We start from the raw sequence: 24,403 nt of genomic DNA, 5'->3' as shown, positions 1-24,403 counted from the left end.
CTGTTTTGCTCCAGCCTTGTGATGCGTGCGCCTCCCCGAGTGGGCTGACGGCGAATCAAGGTTCGCCCTTCGTGGTCGAGGTGGGGTCGAAGCGTGGTTGCGGCTCTCGGACGTGCATACCTGCTCGCTGCGCAGGGCCCCCTTCCCGAGTGCTGCTTCGCCTCGGTCCGCGGACGGCCAGCAGGCAGATCGAGGACGGCCCTCCCAGTGCTGTGGACGTATGCTCCACGTCCTTCGCTGTGGCGTCCAAGGCTGCGGGGGATACCGCGCCGGTCTTGTGGAGGTCGCCGAACGTCGGAGCTGAGGGGCTGCTATGGATGGGAACTTGGGTTCTGGTGTCACGTGCGCGGTCCGCATTGTTCTGCCATCCGGTGAGTCGTGCGCCTCGCGAATGTCGTGCCCGTAGTGGGCCTGAGGTCAGAGCGACCAAGGGGTCTGCGGTGAAACGGTCGAGGAACTCGCCACAGGTGAAGGTGGTAGCCGTGGGTCCTTCAGGAGCGGCCGGCCTGCCTGTCGAGGTGGGTCAGGGCGGGCCGGTCGGATTGATCAGGAAGAGGTCCGGCCGTCTGGCGTGCTCTGCACCATTCGCCACAGGGCGTGGAGCTCCTGGCCTTCTTGGGGCAGGAGCTCAGGGCGGCGTGGTGCAAGGCGCCGCGCGGGCGGTGTTGAGGCGGGACGGGCCGGCGCTCCGTCGCGTCAGCGGAGGGCGGGTCGGCTGGGTGTGAAGCAGCGACCGGATCATGTCCGCGGGAGTGGCGGTCCGTTCGGTGCGGACGCCTCGCGGTCCGTACTCCCGTGGCGCGTCGGAGGGCGCGATAGGGCACGATCTGACACGGGCTCTTTGGTGGCCTGGCGGAGCGGGCGGTCCGTACCGTTTGGGACGTTGCAAGTCTCACACCCGTCCACTTCGTCGGGGTTTCGTCTGCTACGCGCCCCGCAGATGCATGATGCGGGTCACTCGAAATGCGTCTCGCTATGTGGGCAGGTGGGGCGTCCAGCGGTCACGGGCGGTCAATGCGAGGGCGTCAGGAGCTGCTCGGGTGGCTCTTGTGGCACGCGAGTGGCACGCGGGCCTTCCGCGGTGTGGGTAGCAAACAACCCCCAGGTCGCTGACCTGGGGGTTCGGGGTGGAGCGGGCGACGAGAATCGAACTCGCGCTCTGAGCTTGGGAAGCTCATGTTCTACCATTAAACTACGCCCGCGTGCGGCTGATCCTGTGCTGTATCCAGGGCGACCGACGCCGCATACTCTACCTCATGGCGGCCCCTCGGCGCACTGACCGGGGGCCTGTCAGAGGTGTCTGCGACGGTGGTTACGAGAGTCGCGGCGGAGCGCGGTGAGATCGGTGCGATTGCGTCGCCGGAGTGTGGCGCGGGAGTGCGGGGTGGCGTTCCGCAAGAGAGCTGGAGCCGTACGGTGAGTCCCGGAGTGCCGGGATAACGGGGTTGCTTTCGTCCCCTATCGTGGCTTTTGTCATCCACGATCTGGGGAGAGTTACGCGATGGAGACCACTGTCGTCCGCTGCGCCGAAGGCCATGTGTTCAGCACCGGCTCGTTCCCGATGCAGCAGTTGGGCACGGACCGGATCGGCCCGGGCCGGCTGCTGCGGTGCCCGCGCTGCGCACGTCTGCGGCAGGCGGTGCCGGTGCGGGGCCGCCAGGGCTGAGTCCCGGCCGTGACGGCGACCGTCGCACCGTCGCGGGGCGGTAGCCGCCACGGCCGGGACTCGCGAGGGGCCCGGTCCGCCGGGCGCGCACCGGCTACGCGTACTCTCGGCTCGTGCTTCTCTCAGACAAGGACCTCCGGGCCGAGATCGACACCGGTCGGGTGCGGATCGACCCGTACGACCCGGCGATGGTGCAGCCGTCGAGTATCGACGTGCGCATGGATCGCTTCTTCCGGGTCTTCGAGAATCACCGCTACCCCCACATCGACCCGGCGGTCGAGCAGTCCGACCTGACGCGGCTCATCGAGCCGGAGGGCGACGAGCCGTTCATCCTGCACCCCGGCGAATTCGTGCTGGCCTCGACGTACGAGGTGGTCTCGCTGCCGGACGACATCGCCTCCCGGCTGGAGGGCAAGAGTTCGCTGGGACGTCTGGGGCTGCTGACGCACTCCACCGCGGGTTTCATCGACCCCGGCTTCTCGGGGCACGTGACGCTGGAGCTGAGCAACGTCGCCACCCTGCCGATAAAGCTGTGGCCGGGCATGAAGATCGGCCAGCTGTGCATGTTCCGGCTGACCTCGCCGGCCGAGTTCCCCTACGGCTCTGCCCGCTACGGTTCCCGGTACCAGGGCCAGCGCGGGCCCACGCCCTCGCGGTCGTTCCAGAACTTCCACCGTACGCAGGTCTGACCGCGCTGTGAGCGCGGCGGCCGGGTCGGCGGCGGGTGAGGAGCGGGAGCGGCTCACGTACGGGCGGTTCGGTGAAGCCGTGCGCGAACTGGCCCAGGCCGTGGCGGACGACGGCTATGTTCCGGACGTCGTTCTCTCGATCGCCCGCGGCGGTGTGTTCGTGGCCGGAGGACTGGCCCATGCGCTCGACTGCAAGAACCTCCACCTGGTCAACGTGGAGTTCTGCACCGGTGTCGGCACCACGTTGGAGATGCCGGTGATGCTCGCACCGGTGCCGAACGTCACCGACTTCTCGGCGAAGCGGGTGCTGATCGCGGACGACGTCGCCGACACCGGGCGGACGCTCGAACTGGTCCACGACTTCTGCTGCGGCCATGTCGCGGAGGTGCGCAGCGCCGTGGTCTACGAGAAGGCGCAGTCACTGGTGAAGTGCGAGTACGTCTGGAAGCGCACGGCCCGGTGGGTCGACTTCCCGTGGAGTGTCGAGCCGCCGGTCGTGCGGCGCGACGGCGGAGGGGACGGCCGGGGCGAAGGCTGCCGCGGGAACCGGCGCGATGGCCGCGGGGGCCCGCGGGACCGAGCAGGACGAGGCGCGTTCGCCGTCCGTGCCGCTGCCGCTGCGGCTGCCGCTCACGGGGCCCGGCGGGGAGCGCACGCCGGTGGCGGGTCTCCGCCGCCCGGCAGGGGGCGGCGGAGACCCGTCAGAGTCCGCCGAGCTTGATCAGGAACAGCAGGGCGAGCAACTGGATCGCCGAGGCGCCGAGTGCCTTGACCCAGGGCAGGTCGTGCGAGCGGCTGACCATCGAGGTGAACAGCGCGCCCGCGGCGATCCAGGTCAGCCAGCCGACGATCTGGACCGGTGCCGCGGTGCCGCCCATGAAGACCGCGAGCAGCAGCCGGGGCGCGTCGGTGATCGACATGACCAGCATGGCGAGGCCGACGGTCGGTGCCCAGGCGCCGTCGCCGCCGAACTGGCGCGCCAGGGTGTGGGTCACCGTGCCCAGCACCAGGCTGGAGAGGACCACCGCCACGCCGGTGATCAGGACGTACGGAACGGCGTCGGAGAGGGGCACCTTCAGGACGTCCTCGCGGGCGTCCTCCAGTCCGAAGACGGCGAGCAGGCCGTACAGGAAGGTGACGAGGATCGCGGGCAACCAGACGCTGTGGTCGCGCATCTGCCAGAAGGTGGCGTTCGGCCGCAGCACGATGCCGCTCAGCAACTGCTTCCAGTGCAGCTTCGGCGCGGCGGCCGGGGTGTTGGTGCCGCCCGCGGCGTAGGTGGAGCCGTGGGTGAAGTCGCCGTCCGGACCGCCGCCGCGGGTGTGCCCGGCGCCGCCCGGCGGGAAGCCCGGCTCCTCGCCGATGCGGAACTGCTGCGTGTGGCCGGGGTTGTTGGCGTGGGGGTCCGGCCCGGAGGGTGCGGCGAAGTACTCGGGTTCACCGTTCCCGCCCGGTTGCCACGGGGTCGGGCCGCCGCCGTGCGCCGACCGAGCGTCGGCGCCCTGAGGCGGCCCCGGGCGGCCGTACGGCGGGTACGGGCCATCGGGTTGCTGCGGGGCGCCCTGAGGGGGGTACGGCGCCTGCGGTTGCCTTGTGTTGCGCGGGTCCCGGCCGCGTCCCATCCTGAATCCAGCCACGCTGTCGAACGTACCGCGTTCCCGGCTCCGGGAGCGCCACCGGGCGGCCCGATCGGGTCGCATTGTGGCCGGTTCGGTACATCCCGTAGGAGCCGGACCGTAAGGGACGTGGCTGGTCAGCGCGGCGTCCGAGCCGGGCGGCGCCGTTCACCGCGGTCCGCTGCTCCAGGCGCGGGAGTAATGGGGCGGTGGAGGAGGACGGGACGTGTGGGGCGTGTGCGGCTGTGGAGGACAGGACGGTCCTCAGGGGAGCCGGACCGCCAGGGTGACGATGGCGCCAGGATCGGCGGAGCCGATGGTCAGCCGGTCCGTCGTGAGTTGCGCGAGCCACAGGCCGCGTCCGCCGGGGCCGCCGTCGAGCCCCGGCAGCAGTTCCGGGATGACATCGGGGGAGAAGCCCGGACCGGTGTCGGTGACCTGGGCCTCCAGCTCGCCGTCGATACGGCGCAGCAGCAGTCTGCCCTCTCCGCCGGCGTGCTCGATGGCGTTGGTCGCGATCTCGTCCACCGCGAGGACGAACTCGCCGCGCCGCGGTTCGGTCAGCCCGGTCCAGGCGGCGCACTCCTCGACTCCGAAGCGCAGTTGGGGCAGCGTGCGGGCGGTGAACCGCCGCTTGAGCAACTGGTGCTCGGGGCGCCTGGAACGGGAACCGGTCTCCGCTAGCATCCGCATCCCGCTTCCCCCACGACCAGTTCGAGGCAGGGCAGGGCCTCCGCGCCGATCCTGCGCAGGGTCGCCGCCTGGGCGGGGGCGCAGCGCACCCGCAGGTGGCGGTGGGGGCTGTCCGAGGCGAGGAGCAGCAGGTCGGCGGCGCAACCGATGCTGAGGAAGGCGAGCTGGCTCAGGTCGACGGTGAAGGCATCCGAGCGCCGGCTCTGGAGAAGCCCGTCGCGCAGTGCTTCGGTGAAGGCGACCCTGGTGTTGACGTCGGCCTGGCCGATCAGCGTGATGCTTCCCTCGGCGCATACGGTGCGCAGGATGCCGAGGCCCGCGAGGACCCTGCGGGGGGACGCGCAGCACATGCCGGCCGGCACCTCCTGGAGGGAGCGACGGGCACGGCGTGCGCACGGCCCGCCGGGGCGCGGCCGCGGTGTCGGCGCGGAGTCGCGAAGCGGACGGGCCGCCTGTTCGACAGGCATAGGGGTGAGATTAGGTCTCGGCACACCGGAACCACAGATGTGAGCGATCGTCATCTCGAATATCGCGAGGAATGACCGAAACAGAGCACTCTCTGATCATCATTGGCGTCAATTATTCGACGTGTCGGTCATCGCTCCCAACCGTCCCGGACGCCGTCACCGTCCCGGACGTCCGCCGGCGAGGGCGATGGCACGGTGGCGGGCCGAGGGGCTCGCCACCGTGCCTCGGCGGACTACTTCGCCGGTTCGGGTTGCGGGGCGTCGGCGGGGGAGCCGGCGTCACCGCCGCTTTCCGGGCCGTCCTCGGGACCGGACGGGTCCGCCGGGGTGCGCACCGAGTCGAGCAGCAACTGCGCCACGTCCACGACCTGGACGGACTCCTTGGCCGCCCCGTCGTTCTTCTTCCCGTTCACCGAGTCGGTCAGCATCACGAGACAGAACGGGCAGGCGGTGGAGACGATGTCCGGGTCGAGGGCGAGCGCCTCGTCCACGCGCTCGTTGTTGACGCGCTTGCCGATCCGCTCCTCCATCCACATCCGGGCACCGCCGGCGCCGCAGCAGAAGCCGCGCTCCTTGTGGCGGTGCATCTCCTCGTTGCGCAGTCCGGGGACCTTGCCGATGATCTCGCGTGGCGGGGTGTAGACCTGGTTGTGGCGTCCCAGGTAGCAGGGGTCGTGGTAGGTGATGAGGCCCTCTACCGGCGTGACCGGGACGAGCCTGCCCTCGTCGACCAGGTGCTGGAGCAGCTGCGTGTGGTGGATGACCTCGTAGTGCCCGCCGAGTTGGGGGTACTCGTTGGCGATCGTGTTGAAGCAGTGCGGGCAGGTGGCGACGATCTTCTTCTTGGACTTCGGCACCGTCACGCCCTCATCCTCGCCGAAGGCGGCGTTGAGGTTCTGGACGTTCTCCTCGCCCAACTGCTGGAAGAGGAACTCGTTGCCCAGGCGGCGGGCCGAGTCACCGGTGCACTTCTCGTCGCCGCCCATGATCGCGAAGTTCACCCCGGCGATGTGCAGCAGTTCGGCGAAGGCCTTGGTGGTCTTCTTCGCGCGGTCCTCCAGAGCACCGGCGCAGCCGACCCAGTACAGGTAGTCGACCTCGGTGAGATCCTCGACCGTCTTGCCGACGACGGGGACCTGGAAGCCGGTCTCCTGCTCGATCTCCTTGGTCCACTCCAGCCGCTGCTTCTTGGCCAGGCCCCAGGGGTTGCCCTTCTTCTCCAGGTTCTTGAGCATCGTGCCGGCCTCACTGGGGAACGCGCTCTCGATCATCACCTGGTACCGGCGCATGTCGACGATGTGGTCGATGTGCTCGATGTCCACCGGGCACTGCTCCACGCAGGCGCCGCAGGTGGTGCACGACCACAGGACGTCGGGGTCGATGACGCCGTTCTCCTCGGCCGTGCCGACCAGGGGGCGCTCGGCCTCGGCGAGGGCGCTCGCGGGCACGTCCTTGAGCTGCTCCGCGGTCGCCTTCTCCTCGCCCTCCATGGTCTTGCCGCCCCCGGCCAGCAGGTACGGGGCCTTGGCGTGCGCGTGGTCGCGCAGCGACATGATCAGCAGCTTCGGGGAGAGGGGCTTGCCGGTGTTCCACGCGGGGCACTGGGACTGGCAGCGACCGCACTCGGTGCAGGTGGAGAAGTCCAGGATGCCCTTCCAGGAGAAGTGCTCCACCTGGGAGGCGCCGAACTTCGTCTCCTCGGCGTTCTCGTCCTCGTCGTCGAAGACCGTCTCGAAGTCGATCTCCCTGCCGCCGGAGGTCATCGGCTGGAGCGCGCCGAGGGCGGTGCCGCCCTGCGCGTCGCGCTTGAACCAGATGTTCGGGAAGGCGAGGAAGCGGTGCCAGGCGACACCCATGTTGGTGTTGAGGCTGACGGTGATCATCCAGATCATCGTGGTGCCCAGCTTCACCATCGCCCAGAAGTAGACGAGGTTCTGCAGCGCCGCCACGCTCAGCCCGTCGAAGAGGGCGACCAGCGGATACGAGACGAAATACGCCGGCTCGTAGGACTCCACGCCGTGCAGGGCGCCCTCCAGGCCGCGCAGGACGAGGATGGCGAGGCCGATGACGAAGATGACGTACTCCACGAAGTACGCCTGCCAGGCCTTCGAGCCGGTGAAGCGGGACTTGCGGCCCGCCCGGCTCGGCAGGTTGAGCAGCCGGATCACCATCAGGGTGCCGATGCCCAGCGTGGTCATCAGGCCGATGAACTCGATGTACATCTCGTACGGCAGGAAGCCGCCCAGCAGCGGCAGTGTCCAGTCGGCCTGGAAGAGCTGCCCGTACGCGTTGACGATGGTCGGCGGCAGGGTCAGGAAGCCGATCGCCACGAACCAGTGGGCGACCCCGACCACGGCCCACCGGTTCATCCGGGTGTGGCCGAGAAACTCCTTGACCAGCGTGGCCGTGCGCAGCTTCCAGTCGTCGGTACGCGTGCCGGCGGGCACGGGTTGGCCGAGCTTGACGAAGTGGTAGATCTGGGCGACGGCGCGAGCGATGAGCGCAACACCGACCGCAGTCAGGGCCAGCGTGACGATGATCGCGGCGAGTTGCATGACGGCTCCTCGAACCTGCCGGGGCGATGCCTGCGAACACAGGCTTACTAAGCGGTAACTTATCCAGTCCGTATGAGACTACCCAGTATCCGCCCGGGGCTGTAGCGCGCCATGCGGTGATCTGTGTCGCTCAGGTTCGGCTTACCCCGACCGTCCCACACCCGCCCCCGCCTGCGCTCCGCCGCCCCGCCGTCCGCTCGCGGGGCGGGCGGGGGCGCAGCCGCGGCCCCAGAGACCCCGACCGTGCAGGAGGCCGTCGGGGCGTCATGGGGTGAGGCCGTGCCGGCTCCACGGGGTGCGGCTGTCACAGTGTCACTCCTCGGGTGCGGAGCCAGTCCACCGGGTCGACGGCCGAGCCGTGGCGCGGTGTCCGGCGCACCTCGAAGTGCAGGTGCGGGCCGCTGGAGTTGCCCGTGCTGCCGGAGAGGGCGATCTGCTGTCCCGGGTGCACCCACTGCCCCGGCTCCGCCTGGAGGCGGGAGAGGTGGGCGTACTGGGTGTAGTGGCCGTCGTTGTGCCGCACCAGCAGCCGGTGGCCGAACGGTCCGCCGCAGCCCGCCGCGGCGACGACCCCGGGTCCCACCGACCTGACCGGGGTCCCGGTGGGGACCGCGAAGTCCTGTCCGGTGTGGGCGCGGGCCCAGCGCGCGCCGTGTGAGGCGTAGCCGGAGGAGAGGCGGTACCCGACGACGGGTGCCACCCACGAAGCGGGTCGGGAGCCCCGGGAACGGGGCTGCGGAGCGCCACCCCGGGCGCAGTGGCCGGGCGGCCTGCGGACGGCCGCGTCGCCGCGGCTCGCGAGGACCTCGGCCCGGGCCGCACGGACCTGCGTGCTTCGGGCCAGGGCGCCCAGGCGCCGCTGCTCGCGCCGCAGGGTGCGCAGGCGGCGGTCCGTGGCGGCCCGGCGCTCCTCCAGTTCGGCCCCGGCCCTGCGCGTCTCGGCGACCAGGCGAGCGCCGGCCCGGTGCCCGCGAGTCAGGGTGGCCCCGCGGTCGAGGAACTCCTGGGGTGAGTCCGACAGCGCGAGCCGGGCCCCCGACAGGAGCCCCCCGGCTCCCGAGCGGTACTGCCCGGCGGCGGCCGAGCCGACCGCCTGCCGCAGTTCCGCGTACGCGGCGCGTTTCGAGGCCAGCGAGCGGTGCACCCGCCGGGCGGCCTCGGTACCGCGGGCGGTGGCCTTCCGGGCGTCCTGCCAGGCCCGGAGGGCCTTCGCCGCCTCGCGGCGGGCCTGCGGAGCGGACGTCTCGGCCGGGGCCCGGGGCGCCGCCGCGGGGACGGGCGCGGCCGCTGGCCGCCCGCCGGTGCCCCCCGGCACTTGCGGAGCGCGGGGTTCCGGCGATACGACGGTGAGGCGCGAGGCCGGTGGGGCGGCGGTCTGTGCGTCCGTGCGGGCCGGAGGCGCGGCCGGGCCGGCCAGCAGCACCGCCCCGAGCAGGCCGCCGACGAGGCGCGGCAGCGGGCGTGCCGGTGGAAGGGAGTGCGGCACGGGATCGGCCCCCTGGGTTCTGGCTCGTGCGGACAGGCGGAGAGGCGGACAGCTGGGGCGGCGGGCGGCGAGCGGTCCGCTCCGTCCCGGCTGGCCTGTCCCCGGGAAGTGATCGTTAAGTGGCGCAGCACGGTAATTCCGCCCAATACAGGAAAAGACAGTCCGTATGATGGGATACCGATACGCTCGCCCGCCGCCCCGGCTTCCGCCGCCGTCGGTGCGGCGCTCCGTCCGTCCGCGGCCCCCGTCCGCGCCTGTCCGTCCGCGTCCCCGCTGCGTGGACCCGCTGCGTGGACCCGCCGGTCCGGCTGTGTGCGACGCCACGTACGCGGATGACGCCGCGGAGCACCCGCCCGACCTGCGGGAACGCTTTTTATGCGCTCCTTACCGGCCACAAACATGAGTCTGCCCCACTCAGGGCTGTTGACGGATACGCCGAAGTGCGGCACTGTTGAGCCAGTTCCACTCAAGGCTTACGGAGGATCCCGAAATGGCACGTGCGGTCGGCATCGACCTGGGTACGACGAACTCCGTCGTCAGTGTTCTCGAAGGCGGTGAGCCCACCGTCATCACCAACGCCGAGGGCGCCAGGACCACGCCGTCCGTCGTCGCTTTCGCGAAGAACGGCGAGGTCCTGGTGGGCGAGGTGGCCAAGCGCCAGGCCGTCACCAACGTCGACAGGACGGTCCGGTCGGTCAAGCGCCACATGGGCACCGACTGGAAGATCAACCTGGACGGCAAGGACTTCAACCCGCAGCAGATGAGCGCCTTCATCCTGCAGAAGCTCAAGCGGGATGCCGAGTCCTACCTCGGCGAGAAGGTCGCGGACGCCGTCATCACCGTCCCGGCGTACTTCAACGACCACGAGCGCCAGGCGACCAAGGAGGCCGGCGAGATCGCGGGCCTGAACGTCCTGCGCATCGTGAACGAGCCCACCGCCGCGGCCCTGGCCTACGGCATGGAGAAGGACGACCAGACCATCCTGGTCTTCGACCTCGGTGGCGGTACCTTCGACGTCTCGCTGCTGGAGATCGGCGACGGAGTCGTCGAGGTGAAGGCGACGAACGGCGACAACCACCTCGGTGGTGACGACTGGGACCAGCGCATCGTCGACCACCTGGTCAAGCAGTTCCAGTCCGGCCACGGCGTGGACCTGGCCAGGGACAAGATGGCTCTCCAGCGTCTCCGCGAGGCCGCGGAGAAGGCGAAGATCGAGCTGTCCTCGTCCACCGAGACCACGATCAACCTGCCCTACATCACGGCCTCCGCCGAGGGCCCGCTGCACTTGGACGAGCGGCTCACCCGCGCCCAGTTCCAGCAGCTCACCTCGGACCTGCTGGAGCGCTGCAAGACCCCGTTCCACCACGTCATCAAGGACGCCGGTATCGCGCTGTCCGAGATCGACCACGTGGTCCTCGTCGGCGGTTCCACCCGGATGCCCGCCGTCGCGGAGCTGGTCAAGCAGCTGACCGCCGGCAAGGACGCCAACAAGGGCGTCAACCCGGACGAGGTCGTCGCCATCGGCGCCGCGCTCCAGGCCGGTGTGCTCAAGGGCGAGGTCAAGGACGTCCTGCTGCTCGACGTCACCCCGCTGTCCCTCGGCATCGAGACCAAGGGCGGCATCATGACCAAGCTGATCGAGCGCAACACCACGATCCCGACCAAGCGCTCCGAGATCTTCACGACGGCGGAGGACAACCAGCCGTCCGTGCAGATCCAGGTCTACCAGGGCGAGCGCGAGATCGCGGCGTACAACAAGAAGCTCGGGATGTTCGAGCTGACCGGTCTGCCGCCCGCCCCGCGCGGGGTGCCGCAGATCGAGGTCACCTTCGACATCGACGCGAACGGCATCATGCACGTCGGCGCCAAGGACCTCGGTACCGGCAAGGAGCAGCGGATGACGGTCACCGGTGGTTCCGCGCTGCCGAAGGACGACATCGAGCGCATGATGCGCGACGCCGAGCAGTACGCCGACGAGGACTCCAAGCGCCGCGAGGCCGCGGAGACGCGGAACCAGGCCGAGCAGCTCGTCTACACCACCGAGAAGTTCCTCAAGGACAACGAGGAGAAGGTGCCCGCCGACACCAAGACGGAGGTCGAGGAGGCGGTGGCCGAGCTCAAGGAGAAGCTGAAGAGCGGTGAGTCCGCCGAGGGCGAGAACACCGCGGAGATCCGCGAGGCCTCCGAGAAGGTCGCGGCCACCAGCCAGAAGCTGGGCCAGGCGCTGTACGCGGACGCCCAGGCGCAGCAGGAGGCCGGTGCGGGTGCGGCCGGTCCGTCCGGTGCCCAGGGCGGCAACGACGAGGACGTCGTGGACGCCGAGATCGTCGACGACGAGAAGAGCGACAAGCGACAGGGTGGTGCCGCGTGACGGAGGAGACCCCGGGTTTCGACAAGCAGGAGCCCGAAGTCCCCGCCGAAACCGCGCAGTCCGACGAGACTGCGGCACCGGGTTCCGGGCCCGCCGACGAGGCGGGCCCGGAGTCCCCGGCCGGGGACTCATCCGAGCTCCAGGACGCCGAACAGCCCGTGACGGAGGGCCAGGGCATCGAGGCCGCCCTGACCGCCCAGCTCGACCAGACCAGGACGGCGCTCAACGAGCGCACCCAGGACGTCCAGCGACTCCAGGCGGAGTTCTCCAACTACCGCCGCCGGGTGGAGCGGGACCGGGTCTCGGTCAAGGAGGTCGCGGTCGCGAACCTGCTGACCGAACTCCTCCCGGTGCTCGACGACATCGGCCGGGCACGGGACCACGGTGAACTCGTCGGCGGCTTCAAGTCGGTCGCCGAGTCACTGGAGATGGTGGTCGCCAAGATGGGTCTCCAGCAGTTCGGCAAGGAGGGCGAGCCCTTCGACCCGACGGTGCACGAGGCGTTGATGCACTCGTACTCGCCGGAGGTCACGGAGACCACGTGCGTGCAGATCCTGCAACCCGGGTACCGCATCGGTGAGCGCACGATCCGCCCCGCGCGGGTCGGCGTCGCCGAGCCGCAGCCGGGCGCGCAGCCTGCCAAGGGTGACGAAGCGGCGACCGCAGAAGAGGAGAGCGGTGGCCCGGACGAGGGCTGACGTGCACGGAGAACGGAAGGAGGGGCGCCGGGGATGAGCCTCAACAGGGAAGTGCTGGAAAAGGATCTCTACAAGGTCCTCGGCGTCCCGCAGGACGCGACCGAGGCGGAGATCAAGAAGGCGTACCGGAAGCTCGCCCGCGAGTTCCACCCGGACGCCAACACCGGCGACGCCAAGGCGGAGGAGCGCTTCAAGGAGGTCGGCGAGGCGAACGAGGTCCTCTCCGACTCCAAGCAGCGCAAGGAGTACGACGAGGCGCGGTCGCTGCTGGGCGCGGGCGGTTTCCGTCCCGGGCCCGGCGCCGGCGGCAACTTCAACTTCGACCTGGGGGACCTCTTCGGAGGCACCCAGGGCGGCGGTGCGCCCGGCCCGCAGGGTGGGGGCGCCGGAGGGTTCGGCGGTGGCCTGGGCGACGTGTTCGGCGGGCTGTTCAACCGCGGAGGCCCCGGCACGCGCACCCAGCCGCGCCGCGGTCAGGACATCGAGTCCGAGGTGACGCTGAGCTTCACCGAGGCGGTGGACGGCGCGACCGTGCCGCTGCGGATGTCCAGCAGCGCCGCCTGCAAGGCGTGTTCGGGCACCGGTGACAAGAACGGCACGCCCCGGGTGTGTCCGACCTGCGTCGGCACCGGGCAGGTCAGCCGTGGCGGCGGTGGCGGATTCTCGCTCACCGATCCGTGCCTCGACTGCAAGGGCCGCGGCCTGATCGCGGAGAACCCCTGCGACATCTGCCGGGGCAGCGGCCGGGCGACCAGTTCGCGGACCATGCAGGTCAGGATCCCCGCGGGAGTCTCCGACGACCAGCGCATCCGGTTGCGCGGCAAGGGTGCGCCGGGTGAACGCGGCGGCCCGAACGGCGACCTGTACGTCGTCGTGCACGTCGATCCGCACCCGGTTTTCGGACGGAGGGGCGACAATCTCACCGTCACCGTGCCGGTCACCTTCCCTGAGGCGGCTCTCGGTGGTGAAATCTCCGTACCGACGCTCGGGGGCCCACCGGTCACGCTGAAGCTGCCGCCCGGCACCCCGGGGGGCCGTACCCTCCGGGCCCGGGGCAAGGGCGCCGTCCGGAAGGACGGCACCCGCGGCGACCTGCTGGTCACCGTGGAGATCACGGTGCCGGGGGACGTCGGCAAGCTGGGCAGGAAGGCGAAGGAGACCCTGGAGTCCTACCGCGACGCCACCGCGGGCGAGGACCCGCGCGAGGCGCTGTTCAAGGCCGCGAAGGGAGATTGACGTGGACGGCCGAGGCGGACGAAGGAGCAACCCGTACGAGCTGACCGAGGAGACTCCGGTCTACGTCATCTCGGTCGCCGCCCAGTTGTCCGGGCTGCACCCGCAGACCCTGCGTCAGTACGACCGCCTCGGTCTCGTCTCCCCGGACCGCACCGCCGGCCGGGGCCGCCGCTACTCGGCCCGCGACATCGAGACGCTGCGCGAGGTGCAGCGCCTCAGCCAGGACGAGGGCATCAACCTCGCCGGGATCAAGCGCATCATCGAGCTGGAGAACCAGGTCACCGCCCTCCGGGCGCGGGCCATCGAGCTCCAGCAGGCGTTGGAGGGCGCGGCGGTGGCGATGCAGCAGCGCGAGGCGCAGGTGCACGCCTCCTACCGCCGCGACCTGGTCCGGTACGAGGACGTGCAGCAGTCCAGCGCCCTCGTCGTGTGGCGTCCGGGCCGCGGACGCCGCACGTAGACCGCTGTACGTGGACCCCGTACGCGGGCCGCCGCCGTGCGGCGCCCGCGTCGCATCGCGCATCGAAGGGTCCGCCGCTCCACCGGAGCGGCGGACCGTTCGATGCGCGGGCCCTGTCTCGCCTGCGTCGTTCAACCGGCCGGAGTGCCTTGGTGGAAGTACAGGCGCCACCCCGTTTCCGTGAGACGCCACAGGGAGCTTCGTCGTGTGCGGCGTCCGCAGCTTTCGGCGAGGTAGGTCAGAGGAACGACACCGGGTCGAGCGCGACCCCTGACATCTCGCACACCCTGATCGGCGTGTCCTGATCCGCTGAGTCGGTGCTCGTCACGGTGAGGACCGAGGTCGCGTTCCACTGACGGCCAGAGGCCCCGAACTCGACGAACTCTGGTTCCAGCAACTCCGAGACGAGTACCGGCGAAGCACGGGCCTCCGGGGCAAGGAGCCTCCACTCGCCGTCGATGGCCGCCTGAACAGCTCGCTCGCTCCCGTCCTCCATCCCTCAAGCCTAGGGTGAGGTGCCCTCGCTTCTCCTCGGTGTCTTCGGGACGACGCGACACGGGCAGCCGTCCGTACCCTTCAGGCGCACCGGAGAAGCGGCGAACGCGCTGCTGCTCCTGCGCGTTCGTGGCGACCGACCGGTGCCTCGCCCACCTCCCGGTATGCTCCGGCCGGCGGGTTTGTCAGCGGAGGAGGGGGCCGAGGGCGAGGGGGAGGACGGCGCCGCCGGCGAGGCCGAGGACGAGGGAGGCGGCGGCTGCCGTGTAGGCGGCGCCGGCCGACCAGGGGCCCGCCGGTGCCCAGGCCCGGGGCCGGTCCCCGTCCGGCGCCGCGGGGTCGGAGCCGCCGCTCGTGTCCGGTGCCGCCTCGTCCGCCCCCGGCGAGTCGGGGCGGAAGAGGGGGGCGAGCCAGCGTAGGTAGTAGAAGAGGGAGGCCACGGTGTTGGCGACGGCGAGGATCGCGAGCCAGGCGTAGCCGCCGTCGACGGTGGCGCTGAAGACCTCCAGCTTCCCCAGGAAGATCCCGGTGGGCGGTGTGCCGACGAGGCCGAGGAGGCAGACGGCGAGGACGGCGGCGAGCCCCGGACGGTGGCGGGCCAGGCCCCGGTAGTCGGACAGTTCCCGGGCACCGGGCAGGTGGACGACCACGGCGAATACGCCGAGTTGGGTGGCGGAGTACGCAGCCAGGTAGGACAGCAGGCCCTGCTGGGCGAGGTCGCTGCGGATGGCGACGGCGACGGCCATGAGCAGGTAGCCGACCTGGGCGATCGTGGAGTAGGCGAGCAGTCGGCGTACCGAGGTCTGCCAGAAGGCGGCCAGGTTGCCGAGTGTCATCGAGGCGGCGGCGAGCACCGCGAGCAGCAGCGGCCAGTTGACGGCGGTGTCCGGCACCGCCTGGTGCAGCAGCCGATAGCAGGCGAGCAGCGCACCGGCCTTGGGGACGGTGGTGACGAAGGCGGCGACGGCGGCGGGGGCGCCAGCCGTCACGTCCGGTACCCAGAAGTGCGCCGGTACGGCGCCGGCCTTGAACAACAGGCCGGCCAGGACGGCGAGCAGGCCGACGGCGGCCAGGGCGTACGGGGCGTCGGGCAGGGCGGTGTGCAGGGCGCGGTAGCCGGTCGTCCGGCCGGCTGCGTGAAGCAGGGCGACGCCGGCGAGCGCGGTGGTGCCGAACAGGGCGCCCAGCAAGTAGTACTTCAGCGCCGCCTCGGTGCCGAGGCCGTCCTTGGCGAAGCCGGTCAGCGCGTAGGCGGGGAGACTGGCGAGCAGGTAGCCGGCGAGGAGGAGCAGCAGGTCGTCGGCCCCGACCATGACGAGGGCGCCTGCCGTCGAGAGCAGCAGCAGGACGTGGAACTCGGTCTCCCGCGCGTTGCCGCGGATGCCGTCGGCCGAGGCGGCCAGCACCAGCAGGAGCGAGCAGAGCACGATCGCCCGTCCCGCCGTGGTGGCGGTGTCGACGGCGAAGGCCGCGTGGAAGACGGTCTGTTCGCCGCCGGTGGCGGCGGTGACGGCGGTGGCGGCGAGTCCGGTGAGGCAGGCTGCGGCGGCCAGCAGGCCGACGAGGTACTGGCGGCGGCGCGGCAGCCACGACCCGGCGAGCAGCCCGACCACGGCCGCGACCAGCAGGGCGAGTTCGGGGAGCAGCGCGCCCAGGTTCTCGTTCGGCTCGGCCGCCGCGGCGAGGAGGGGACCGGCCGCGGGCTCCGGAGTGCCGAGCGGTACCGGCGTCATCGGGCCACCAGCCCGGTGAGGGTGCGGGCGGCCGGTTCGATCACGTCGAGCAGGAAGCGCGGCAGGACGCCGAGGACGGTGGCGGCGACCAGCAGCGGCACGAGGGACACCGTCTCCACCGCCGTCAGGTCGCCGAAGCCGCCCGGACGGGTGGTCTTCGGCAGCGTGAGCGGACCGGTGAACATCCGGCGCAGTGCGCGCAGGAACAGCGCGGCGGTCAGCAGCACCCCGGTCAGCGCGAGCGCGGTGGCGACCGGTCGGGAGGCGAGACTGCCGGTGAAGATCTGGAACTCGGCGACGAAGCCGGAGAATCCGGGCAGCCCCAGCGAGGCGAACGCCGCGACGGTGGTGACGGCGGCGAGTCTCGGCGCCGGTCCGGCCAGCCCCGAGAAGTTCTTGATGCGGTAGCTGCCGCTGCGGTCGTGCAGGACTCCGCAGATCAGGAACAGGGCACCGGTGAGGAGTCCGTGGCTGACCATTTGGGTGACCGCACCGGTGGTGGCCAGCGCCCGGGCACCGCCATCGGTGCCGCTGAGCACGCCGGCCGCGCCCAGCGCCAGGACGACATAGCCCATATGGGTGACGCTGGTGTAGGCGATCATCCGCTTGAAGTCGGTCTGGGCGAGAGCGACGAGCGCGCCGTACACCACGGAGACCACACCGACCACGACGATCACCGGGGCGTACTGCCGCCAGGTGTCCGGCAGGATCGGCATCGCGATCCGGACGAAGCCGTAGGTGCCCAGCTTCAGCAGCACGCCGGCGAGGATCGCCGAACCGGCCGCAGGTGCCTCGGTGTGCGCGGGCGGCAGCCAGGTGTGGAACGGGACCGTGGGCGTTTTGACGGCCAGTCCGACTCCGACCGCCAGCAGCGCGGGCGCCGCGTACGCGGCACTCCCGGCCAGGGGCGCGGACTCGGTCAGTTCGACGATGTCGAAGGTGTGCGGGTCGGCGGCGAGGTACAGCCCGATGAAGCCCAGCAGCAGCACCAACGAGCCGACGAAGGTGTAGAGGAAGAACTTCAGCGCCGCGTCCCTGGCCCGTTCTCCGCTCCCCCACCCGGTGATCACGAAGAACATGCCGACGATCGAGAGGTCGAAGAAGACGAAGAACAGGATCAGGTCCAGGGCGAGGAACACCCCCAGGCAGACCGTCTGGAGGAACAGGAACAGGCAGGCGTACGCCCGCACCCGGCGGGTCTCGCGCACCGCGTGCACGGCGACGGCCAGGAACAGCACGCACGTCAGCGCGACCAGGGGCAGGGACAGTCCGTCCACGCCCAGGTGGTAGCTCACGCCCGCCCCCGGGATCCAGCGCAGCCGCTCCTCGTACTGGATGCCGCCGCCGGGGGTGAAGCCGATCCACAGCGCGACGACCAGGACGAGGTCGGCCGCGGCCGCCGCGATCCAGACCTGCCGGCAGAACCGGTCCGGCACGTCGCCCCGCCGGAGCAGCAGGGCTCCGCAGGCGAGCAGTGGCAGAAAGGTCACGAGCGTCAGCACGGGGTTACCTCACGAGGAGAACGAGCAGGGCCAGCACCGTGAAGGCCACGGCGGCCTGGGCGTAGTAGTGGTGGAGCATGCCGGTCTGCGGGCGGCGCGCCAGCCGCCCCAGCCGGCGGGTTCCGTCGGCCAGGGCGGCGACCAGGCGGTCGACGCCGCGGTCGTCCAGCGTGCGGGCGTGCCGGGCGAGCGCGCGGGTGCCGCGGGCGGACGACCGGACGGCGCCGTCCACCACGCGGTCGTCCCCCGCTGCCAGGACCCGGGCCAGTGCCGGGACACCGCGGCCGATCCGGCGCACGCCCGCGTCCAGCACCCGGTCGTCGAAGGCGGCGAGCGCGCGGGCGGCGGCCGTCACCGGGCGTACCACCAGCAGCCGCGCCGCCGCCTCCAGCCCCCACCAGTCGCCGGCCGCGCGCCGCAGTGCGCGCGCCGGGCGCTGCGACCGGCCCGGTCGGGCCGGTCGGGCCCGGGCGGCGGCCCGGCCGCCGCCCCACCGGGCCGCCGCCATCGCGCCGGCGAGGAGCACGACGGCGGTGGAGAGCGCGACCTCCGGCAGGTTCGGGGAGGGTTCACCGCCGCTGCCGACGGCGCCGCGCAGCGCGGCGGCCGGTCCGGGCAGGGCGAGCACGCCCAGGCCCGCCGCCCCCAGCGTCAGGAGGAGCAGCGGCACCCGCGTCAGCACCCCGACCCGCCCGCGGCCCTGCCCCTCGGTCGCATGCTGCCCGGTGCCGCTCTGCCCGTCGCCGCGCCGACCGCCGCTGCTGCCCGGTCCGGCGCCGCCCGGTCCGCTGCGGCGCCGTCCGGTGGTGGCCTGTGCCGTGGCGTCGAGGGCCGCCGGGCCCGGGGCGCGCACCGCGTACGCCAGTGCCTTGACGCTGTAGAGCGCGGCCAGCGCGGCGGCCGCCAGTGCCACCGCGTGGAGCGCCGGTCCGTGGGCGGCCGCACCGGCCAGCACCAGGTCCTTCGCCGCCCACAGGGCCAGCGGCGGCAGCCCCGCCAGCGACAGCGTGCAGACCGCGAACGCGGCGCCGACCAGGGGGAAGCGACGGGCCGCGCCCCGCAGGGCGGGCAACCGCTCGGTGCCCAGCGCCGTCAGCCACGCCCCCGCGACGACGAACAGCGCCGCCTTCACCGCCGCGTGCGCCACGAACTGGGTGGTACCGGCGGCGACCGAACCCACGCCCGCCGCCAGCACCGTGAAGCCGAGCTGCGCGCAGGTGGAGGCGGCCAGCAGTTGCTTGAGGTCGCGCTGGACGACGGCGACCGCGCCGAGCGCCAGTGCGGTCAGGGCGCCCGTCCAGGCGATCAGCGGCTGGGCCCACCCGGTGGCGGCTGTCAGCGGGTGCAGCCGGAGCAGCAGGTAGGCACCGGCGGCGACCATGGTCGCCGAGTGCAGCAGTGCCGAGACCGGGCTGGGGCCCGCCATGGCGCGTGACAGCCAGAACGAGAAGGGGAGTTGCGCGGACTTCCCGAACGCGGCGAGTACGACGCCCGCCGTCGTGACCGCGAGCCACGGCGAGGACGCGGTGGGCAGGGCGTCCAGCCGCAGCGAGCCGACGCCGCCGGCCAGTGCGGCGCCGGCGGCCAGGTAGAGGCCGAGGTCCGCGGCCCGGGTGGTGAGGAAAGCGGTGTCCGCCGCCTGCGCCCGGCCGGCGGGGGTGCCGCGGCCCGGCTGCCGCCGGAAACCGATCAGAGCCCAGCTGAGAGCGCCCATCAGCTCCCAGGCCATCAGCAGCAGGGCCAGGGTGGTCGCGGTGACGGTGACCAGCATCGCCCCGGCGAACACCAGCAGCAGCCCGAGGAACCGGCTCCGCTCGCCCGTGCCCGGGGACGGGCGCCGGTCCGGTGCGCCGTCCGGTCCACGGGCCGGGGCGGCCCCCGTCTCGTCGAGCGCGAACTCGTCGAGCGCGAAGAGGAGCACGGCCGCGGTGGCGGCGGTGACGGTGACCACCATGACGGCGGACAGCCCGTCCACCCGGAGCCCGGCCTCGATACCGGCGAACAGCGGCGCACTCGCGGCGGGCCGCTGCACCGCGGCGGTGACGGCGAGCGCCAGGGCGACGGCCGCGGCGGACACGGCCAGCACCGGCGCGTACCGCTCCGTCCGCCGTCCCGCGAGCGCGAGGACGGCACCCGTGCCCGTCGGCACGCCGACGAGCAACCACAGCAGCACCGTCATCCCCGCAGGTCACCCGCCATGTCGACCATGTCCACCTGCCGGGCCCGGTACAGGGCGGTGACCAGGGCGAAGCCGAGGGCCATCTCGACGGCCATGGCCACCACCGCGACCACGATGACAACCTGCCCGCTCGCCGACGACGGCGCGAGGAACCACCAGAAGGCGGCGGCCGCGAGGACGATGCCGCCGATCATCAGCTCGACCCCCATCATGATCATCACGATGGACTGCTGGGACAGCACGCCGAACAGGCCGACCGCGAACAACCCGGCGGCCGTCAGCAGGCAGAGTTCGAAGATCATGGGCCCACCCCGCCGCCGGCCGGGTCCTGCGGACGGGGACGGTCGAGGTCGTCCCCGAAACGGTCGTAGCGGCCCCGGTGGGTGGCCAGCACGGTGGCCGCGACCATGGTGGCCAGCAGGACGAACCCGAGGACGACCATGGTCAGCATCTGCGGCCCCATCAGGGCCCTGCCGAGGTCCGCGGTGGTGTCCGCCGGGGGGCGTCCGCGCCGCTCGGGCCAGGGAACCAGGAGGACCCCCGCCGCGAGGGCCAGGAAGAGTCCGCCGCTGAGCACGAGGGCGCCCCGGGTGTTGTGCAGCATCGACATCGGCATCAGACCGGCCGGATTCATCATGTACGCGATCATGAAGACGGCCATCACGACCATCTCCATGACCATCATGAGCACCACCACCAGACCCGCGTAGGGCAGCCCGAGCAGTACCACCAGCCCGCCGACGCAGCACAGCGAGCCCAGCAGGGCGAACGTCACCCGGGCCATCGAGTCGAAACGCCAGACGAGCACCGCCCCGGTCAGCGCCGCCGCTGCCAGTGCCCAGCACAGCACCTGCGTCCCCGCGCCGAACGCGGGGGCGGACGCGGCGACCGGGAACGCGGCCCCGGTCACGGACAGTCCTTCGGACATCGGTCCTCCTCACCGAAGGTGAGCGGTTGCGGGGGAGCAGGGGCGGTACGGGGAGACGGGCCAGGACAGGGGCAGGGGGCGGGGGCGGGGGTCTCAGCCGTGGAGCACCACCACCGCGGGGACGAGGGCCTGCACGATGCCCAGGGGCAGCAGCACCACCCAGGCCAACTCCACGTACCGGTCGGCCCGTACGGTCGGCAGCCGCCGCCGGAGCCACAGCAGCACTGCCAGGACGGCCAGGGTCTTGAGCAGTGACCACACCCAGCCCGGCAGCAGCGGCCCGGCGGACCCGCCCAGGAACAGGGGCACAGCCGCCGCGGCGCCCACCACCAGCAGCAGCCGGCGTCCGGCCCGGAGCAGCAGCCGGTCCGGCCCGGAGGTCTCGCCCAGCACGCCCTCGGCGATGTCCCGTCCGGCCGGGTGGCCGAACGGGCCGAAGAAGCTGAACGCCAGCACTCCCGCCAGATACACGGCGAACGCCACCGGCATCCAGACCACGAACCACAGGCCCTGCTGCGCCGCGACGATGTCCGTGAAGCGCAGGGACCCGGCACCGGTGGCCACCGTGATCAGTGCGAACATCAGCGGCAGCTCGTACGCCAGCCCCTGCGCCACGAAGCGGTAGCCGCCGACCAGGCCGAACGCGGCGTTCGGACCCCAACCGGCCAGCCACAGGGCGGCCCAGGTCAGCACCTCCATCGCGTGGAACCAGACGATCCCGACCGAGAGGTCGGCCACCACCCGGCCGCCGAACGGCACCACCAACGCGGCCAGCAGCGCCGCCACCGGAACGGTCAGCACGCCGAGCCGCCACAGCGGCAGATCGGCCGCCGGGGTGCGGCGCGGCTGGGCGACCAGCAGTCGCGGCACCTCCAGCAGCGGACGCAGCGCCGCGCGCGCCGTCGCGGGCCGGCCGGCCGTCCGCGCGTCGAGCACGGCGTCCGCCGCCACCGCGGCCACCGCCGGTGCCAGCAGCAGGAAGGGGACGAGCAGCACCGCCCACCAGGGCGCGACCTCAACCACCGGGCACCCCCGGGGACGCGGCACCGGGGCCCGGGACAGGGGGCTTCGCGGAGGGCGGCCGGACGGGCAACTCGTCCGGGTCCGGGTCCAGGCTTGCCACGATGAGGCGGGCGGCGGCCAGCTCCGCCCCGGCGAGCAGTCCCGGCAGGACGGCCACCAGGGCGGCGGACGGGGGGAGTTCCGCGTCCAACCGGCCGCGCGGGCCCTCCAGTGGGCCGGACGGGTCGAGCGGGTCGGTGTCCGGGAGTCGGGCCAGGTCGTCCCGTACGCCGTCGAGCCAGCAGCGGTAGCGGTCCGCGGTGTCGCCGTCGGCCCGGGCAGCCGGCCCGCTCACTCCCGCCCCGGCGGCCTCGGCCGCCGACAACGGCCCGATGCCGCGCGTCATCCGGGCCAGCGTCCGGGACTGCCCGACCCGCCGGGCGAACCGCTCCGCGCGGGCGCGGACCTCGGCGGACCCGACACCGTCGAGCAGCTCGTCCCGCAGCCGACGCGCGGTGACGGCGGCGTCCGGCCACCCGGCAACGGAGAGCAGTCTGCCGAGGCTGTCCAGGTGCGCCGCCGCACGGCGCCGAGCGGCTTCCCCGGTGCTCACCGGTTCACCGGCCGCCGCCCGCCGCCACGGCGAGGTCCAGAACGGTGGGCCGGGCGGGGCGCCGTCCGCCCCGCGGCCCCGGCCCGGTGCGGACCCGGGACCGGTTACGGGCGCCGGGACGGGCGGTGCGGGGGGTGGGGCGGAGAGCCGAGCCTCGGCCCACTGGACCACGTCGCCCTGGAGCACCGTCCTGAGCGTCAGTCCGGCCGGCCAGTCGGCCAGCAGCGGACCGAGCGGGACGTGCAACCGGTCGAGGGCCAACCCGTCCCGGTCCGGCCCGACCTCGGCCATCGGCAGCCCCCCGGGCATCGACATCCCACCGTGGTGGCCGTGGTTGTCGTGGTCGTCATGGTCGGTGGGGTCCTCGTGACCGCCCGCGCCGCTGTCGTCCCCGGGCTCGTCTTCCCCGGACTCGCCGCTCTCGTGCTCGGGCTCGTGCTCCGTTCCGTGCTCGTGCTCGGGCTCGGCGGCGAGGGTGGCAGCGTGGTCGCGCTGCCGGACGGCGTCGGCCAACTGGGCACAGGCCGTCCCCAGTGCATCCGGCACCTCTCCGGCGGTGACCGCCCGGACGCGGGCACGGGGTGCGACCATGTCCTGCCAGAGCCGCTCGATCGCGGACCGCAGGTCCGGGCCGGGCGCACCGATTTCCAGGAGGATGTCGGCGTCCGCGGGGGTGAGCGCCTGCGGCAGGTCGCGGAGCCGCAGCTCCCGTTCCATCGCCAGCCGGGCCGCCGTCGCGCCGGGCGGGACGGCGGGCAGGACGTGCGGCCGGGCGGCCACCGCGCGCAGCAGCGAGCGCGTCAGGTCCATCGCAGCGCGCCCTCCCGCCAGGCGTACACCACTCCGGCCAGCAGTACCGCGAGGAAGACGAACATCTCGATCACCGCACCGGCCCCCATGGTCGAGACGACCCGGGTCCACGGGTACATGAAGACCATCTCCATGTCGAAGGCGAGGAAGAGCATCGTCACCGGGTACCACCGCACGTGGAACCGGCTCACCGCATGTTCTTGCGGAGCCAGCCCGGAGCCGAAGGGCTGGGCGAGGAGCGGCTCCGATCCCACCCGTACGGCCCAGGAGGCGAGGTACACCAGCCCGGCGCCCAGGAGGGCGACGGCGAGCAACGCGAGTGCGGCACTGACCCCGGTCATCCGGCTCCCTGTCCGATCGGTGCGTGACGGGCGGTGTCCGCCGGGCGTCCGTCGCCCGGCGGCGAGCAGCGTCACGTGTACCCGGAGAGGCCGACCCAATCCCGCGCGCTCCGCCGAATGCCCCGGCCTCCCGACGCCCTCCTGTGTCAGCGGTCGACCCGGTGCCCGCCCGGTCGGCCATCACCGTTCGGATACGGGCTTCCGCCCGATCTCGCACCACGCGATCTTCGTGAGGGTCCCGAAGGGCCCGGAGAGGACGGGGGCGTGACTCCACCGGTCGGCGACCTGCCCGAGCAGCCTCAGGCCCCGGCCGTGCTCGCTGTCGCAGTCCGGTGCTTCGTGGGGGTGGTCGGGCGGTTTCGGGCTGGTGTCCCAGACCGAGAGCCGCAGCGTCTCCTCCCGCCATCGAAGATGCAGTTCGGCCCGGCCGGAGGTGTGGAGCACGGCGTTGGTCAGCATCTCCGACACCAGCAGCTCGGCGCGATCGACGAGTTCGGGCAAGCGATGTGCGCTGAGTACCGCACGCAGGCTGGAGCGGGCGACACCCACCGCCCGTGGGTCGTGCGGCACGTTGAGCACGTAGTCGAAGGGGGGCTGGCACGGTCCGGACAGCATGAGGGAACCTCCTGAAGAAAGCGGAAGAGCGCGGCGGTTCGCACGGTGAGGCTCTCTCCGGTGGCCTGCCGCTGTCCGGCCGCTGCCGCCTGAGCAGGGCAGGGCACGTTTGGGCAGCGGTGCGCTTCCGGAATCCGGTGAACTCATTGAGTGAGCGTCGCGATACTCACGGTAGGGGCCAATGTTGGCCCTGTGTAAGCGGTTGTGGGTAGTTCGCTCGAAGGGCTGACGCGTGACACAGTGACCAC

Annotated in this window: 21 protein-coding genes, 1 tRNA gene and 1 pseudogene; 7 read left to right on the top strand and 16 right to left on the bottom strand. The window is 72.2% G+C overall.

The features are described 5' to 3' along the window. Positions 1-1,128 precede the first annotated feature (1,128 nt). Positions 1,129-1,202: transfer RNA gene (locus H300_RS0116540), tRNA-Gly, on the bottom strand. A gap of 299 nt (positions 1,203-1,501) precedes the next feature. Between H300_RS0116540 and H300_RS31900 the strand changes: the two genes are divergently transcribed. From H300_RS31900 to H300_RS27320, 3 genes and pseudogenes are all read left to right on the top strand, one after another. Continuing rightward, positions 1,502-1,666 (top strand): hypothetical protein, encoded by a 165-nt coding sequence (locus H300_RS31900; RefSeq protein WP_199779201.1) that lies wholly within the window; start codon positions 1,502-1,504, stop codon positions 1,664-1,666. Between the two features lie 113 nt (positions 1,667-1,779). Next, positions 1,780-2,355 carry a dCTP deaminase gene (dcd, locus tag H300_RS0116530; RefSeq protein ID WP_028428317.1) on the top strand — a complete coding sequence of 192 codons (576 nt, stop codon included), beginning with the start codon at positions 1,780-1,782 and terminating at the stop codon, positions 2,353-2,355. A gap of 7 nt (positions 2,356-2,362) precedes the next feature. Further along, positions 2,363-2,866 (top strand): annotated as a pseudogene (locus H300_RS27320) (phosphoribosyltransferase); the annotation flags it as partial. A 190-nt stretch (positions 2,867-3,056) separates the two neighbouring features. Here the strand turns inward: H300_RS27320 and H300_RS0116520 are convergent. From H300_RS0116520 to H300_RS27315, 5 genes are all read right to left on the bottom strand, one after another. Then, entirely contained in the window at positions 3,057-3,992 is a 936-nt protein-coding gene (locus H300_RS0116520; protein WP_028428316.1) for a Yip1 family protein, read from the bottom strand. A gap of 243 nt (positions 3,993-4,235) precedes the next feature. Continuing rightward, positions 4,236-4,664 carry an ATP-binding protein gene (locus tag H300_RS0116515; RefSeq protein ID WP_106966856.1) on the bottom strand — a complete coding sequence of 143 codons (429 nt, stop codon included), beginning with the start codon at positions 4,662-4,664 and terminating at the stop codon, positions 4,236-4,238. Next, entirely contained in the window at positions 4,652-5,014 is a 363-nt protein-coding gene (locus H300_RS0116510) for a hypothetical protein (RefSeq protein ID WP_028428314.1), read from the bottom strand. The genes H300_RS0116515 and H300_RS0116510 overlap by 13 nt, the downstream gene beginning before the upstream one ends. A gap of 350 nt (positions 5,015-5,364) precedes the next feature. Further along, positions 5,365-7,686: a (Fe-S)-binding protein gene (locus tag H300_RS0116505; protein WP_028428313.1), complete on the bottom strand. Its 2,322-nt coding sequence runs from the start codon at positions 7,684-7,686 to the stop codon at positions 5,365-5,367. 304 nt (positions 7,687-7,990) lie between these two features. Beyond that, a complete protein-coding gene (locus H300_RS27315; protein ID WP_051270109.1) occupies positions 7,991-9,172 on the bottom strand; it encodes a M23 family metallopeptidase in 1,182 nt (393 codons plus the stop codon). Between the two features lie 490 nt (positions 9,173-9,662). Here H300_RS27315 and dnaK point away from each other — a divergent pair, with 490 nt between their 5' ends. Genes dnaK through H300_RS0116480 form a run of 4 tightly spaced genes read left to right on the top strand, consistent with a single transcriptional unit; the run spans position 9,663 to position 13,937 of the window. Beyond that, the gene (dnaK, locus tag H300_RS0116495; protein ID WP_028428312.1) at positions 9,663-11,543 is read left to right on the top strand and encodes a molecular chaperone DnaK; all 1,881 of its coding nucleotides are present in this window, start codon (positions 9,663-9,665) and stop codon (positions 11,541-11,543) included. Next, positions 11,540-12,241 carry a nucleotide exchange factor GrpE gene (gene grpE / locus H300_RS0116490; protein WP_028428311.1) on the top strand — a complete coding sequence of 234 codons (702 nt, stop codon included), beginning with the start codon at positions 11,540-11,542 and terminating at the stop codon, positions 12,239-12,241. The genes dnaK and grpE overlap by 4 nt, the downstream gene beginning before the upstream one ends. Positions 12,242-12,274: 33 nt before the next feature. Beyond that, a complete protein-coding gene (gene dnaJ, locus H300_RS0116485; protein WP_028428310.1) occupies positions 12,275-13,477 on the top strand; it encodes a molecular chaperone DnaJ in 1,203 nt (400 codons plus the stop codon). A 1-nt stretch (position 13,478) separates the two neighbouring features. Further along, complete coding sequence (locus H300_RS0116480; protein ID WP_028428309.1) at positions 13,479-13,937, top strand: heat shock protein transcriptional repressor HspR; 459 nt, start codon at positions 13,479-13,481, stop codon at positions 13,935-13,937. 238 nt (positions 13,938-14,175) lie between these two features. Here H300_RS0116480 and H300_RS27310 read toward each other — a convergent pair whose 3' ends face one another. The 10 genes from H300_RS27310 to H300_RS0116430 form a co-directional block, all read right to left on the bottom strand. Next, the gene (locus H300_RS27310; protein WP_486583912.1) at positions 14,176-14,433 is read right to left on the bottom strand and encodes a hypothetical protein; all 258 of its coding nucleotides are present in this window, start codon (positions 14,431-14,433) and stop codon (positions 14,176-14,178) included. A gap of 184 nt (positions 14,434-14,617) precedes the next feature. Then, positions 14,618-16,165, bottom strand: coding sequence for an NADH-quinone oxidoreductase subunit N (locus H300_RS0116470; protein ID WP_078516064.1), 1,548 nt, complete (start codon positions 16,163-16,165; stop codon positions 14,618-14,620). Continuing rightward, on the bottom strand, positions 16,162-17,667 hold the full coding sequence (locus H300_RS0116465) for an NADH-quinone oxidoreductase subunit M (RefSeq protein ID WP_028428307.1): 1,506 nt from the start codon (positions 17,665-17,667) through the stop codon (positions 16,162-16,164). The genes H300_RS0116470 and H300_RS0116465 overlap by 4 nt, the downstream gene beginning before the upstream one ends. A 4-nt stretch (positions 17,668-17,671) precedes the next feature. Then, a complete protein-coding gene (locus H300_RS0116460; protein WP_028428306.1) occupies positions 17,672-19,846 on the bottom strand; it encodes a proton-conducting transporter transmembrane domain-containing protein in 2,175 nt (724 codons plus the stop codon). After that, complete coding sequence (locus H300_RS0116455; protein WP_028428305.1) at positions 19,843-20,148, bottom strand: NADH-quinone oxidoreductase subunit K; 306 nt, start codon at positions 20,146-20,148, stop codon at positions 19,843-19,845. Before H300_RS0116455 ends, H300_RS0116460 begins: the two co-directional genes overlap by 4 nt. Further along, entirely contained in the window at positions 20,145-20,774 is a 630-nt protein-coding gene (locus H300_RS0116450) for an NADH-quinone oxidoreductase subunit J (protein WP_078516063.1), read from the bottom strand. Before H300_RS0116450 ends, H300_RS0116455 begins: the two co-directional genes overlap by 4 nt. 93 nt (positions 20,775-20,867) lie before the next feature. Next, complete coding sequence (locus H300_RS0116445; RefSeq protein WP_028428303.1) at positions 20,868-21,797, bottom strand: complex I subunit 1 family protein; 930 nt, start codon at positions 21,795-21,797, stop codon at positions 20,868-20,870. Further along, complete coding sequence (locus tag H300_RS27305) at positions 21,790-23,199, bottom strand: hypothetical protein (protein WP_486583911.1); 1,410 nt, start codon at positions 23,197-23,199, stop codon at positions 21,790-21,792. The genes H300_RS0116445 and H300_RS27305 overlap by 8 nt, the downstream gene beginning before the upstream one ends. Then, a complete protein-coding gene (locus H300_RS0116435) occupies positions 23,190-23,540 on the bottom strand; it encodes an NADH-quinone oxidoreductase subunit A (protein ID WP_028428302.1) in 351 nt (116 codons plus the stop codon). The genes H300_RS27305 and H300_RS0116435 overlap by 10 nt, the downstream gene beginning before the upstream one ends. A 180-nt stretch (positions 23,541-23,720) precedes the next feature. Then, positions 23,721-24,155 (bottom strand): ATP-binding protein, encoded by a 435-nt coding sequence (locus tag H300_RS0116430; RefSeq protein WP_028428301.1) that lies wholly within the window; start codon positions 24,153-24,155, stop codon positions 23,721-23,723. Positions 24,156-24,403 lie beyond the last annotated feature (248 nt).

It is taken from the genome of Streptomyces sp. TAA040, from assembly GCF_000424845.1.
The sequence above is the reverse complement of the archived record's forward strand: the minus strand, read 5'-3'. Positions and strand labels throughout refer to the sequence as shown.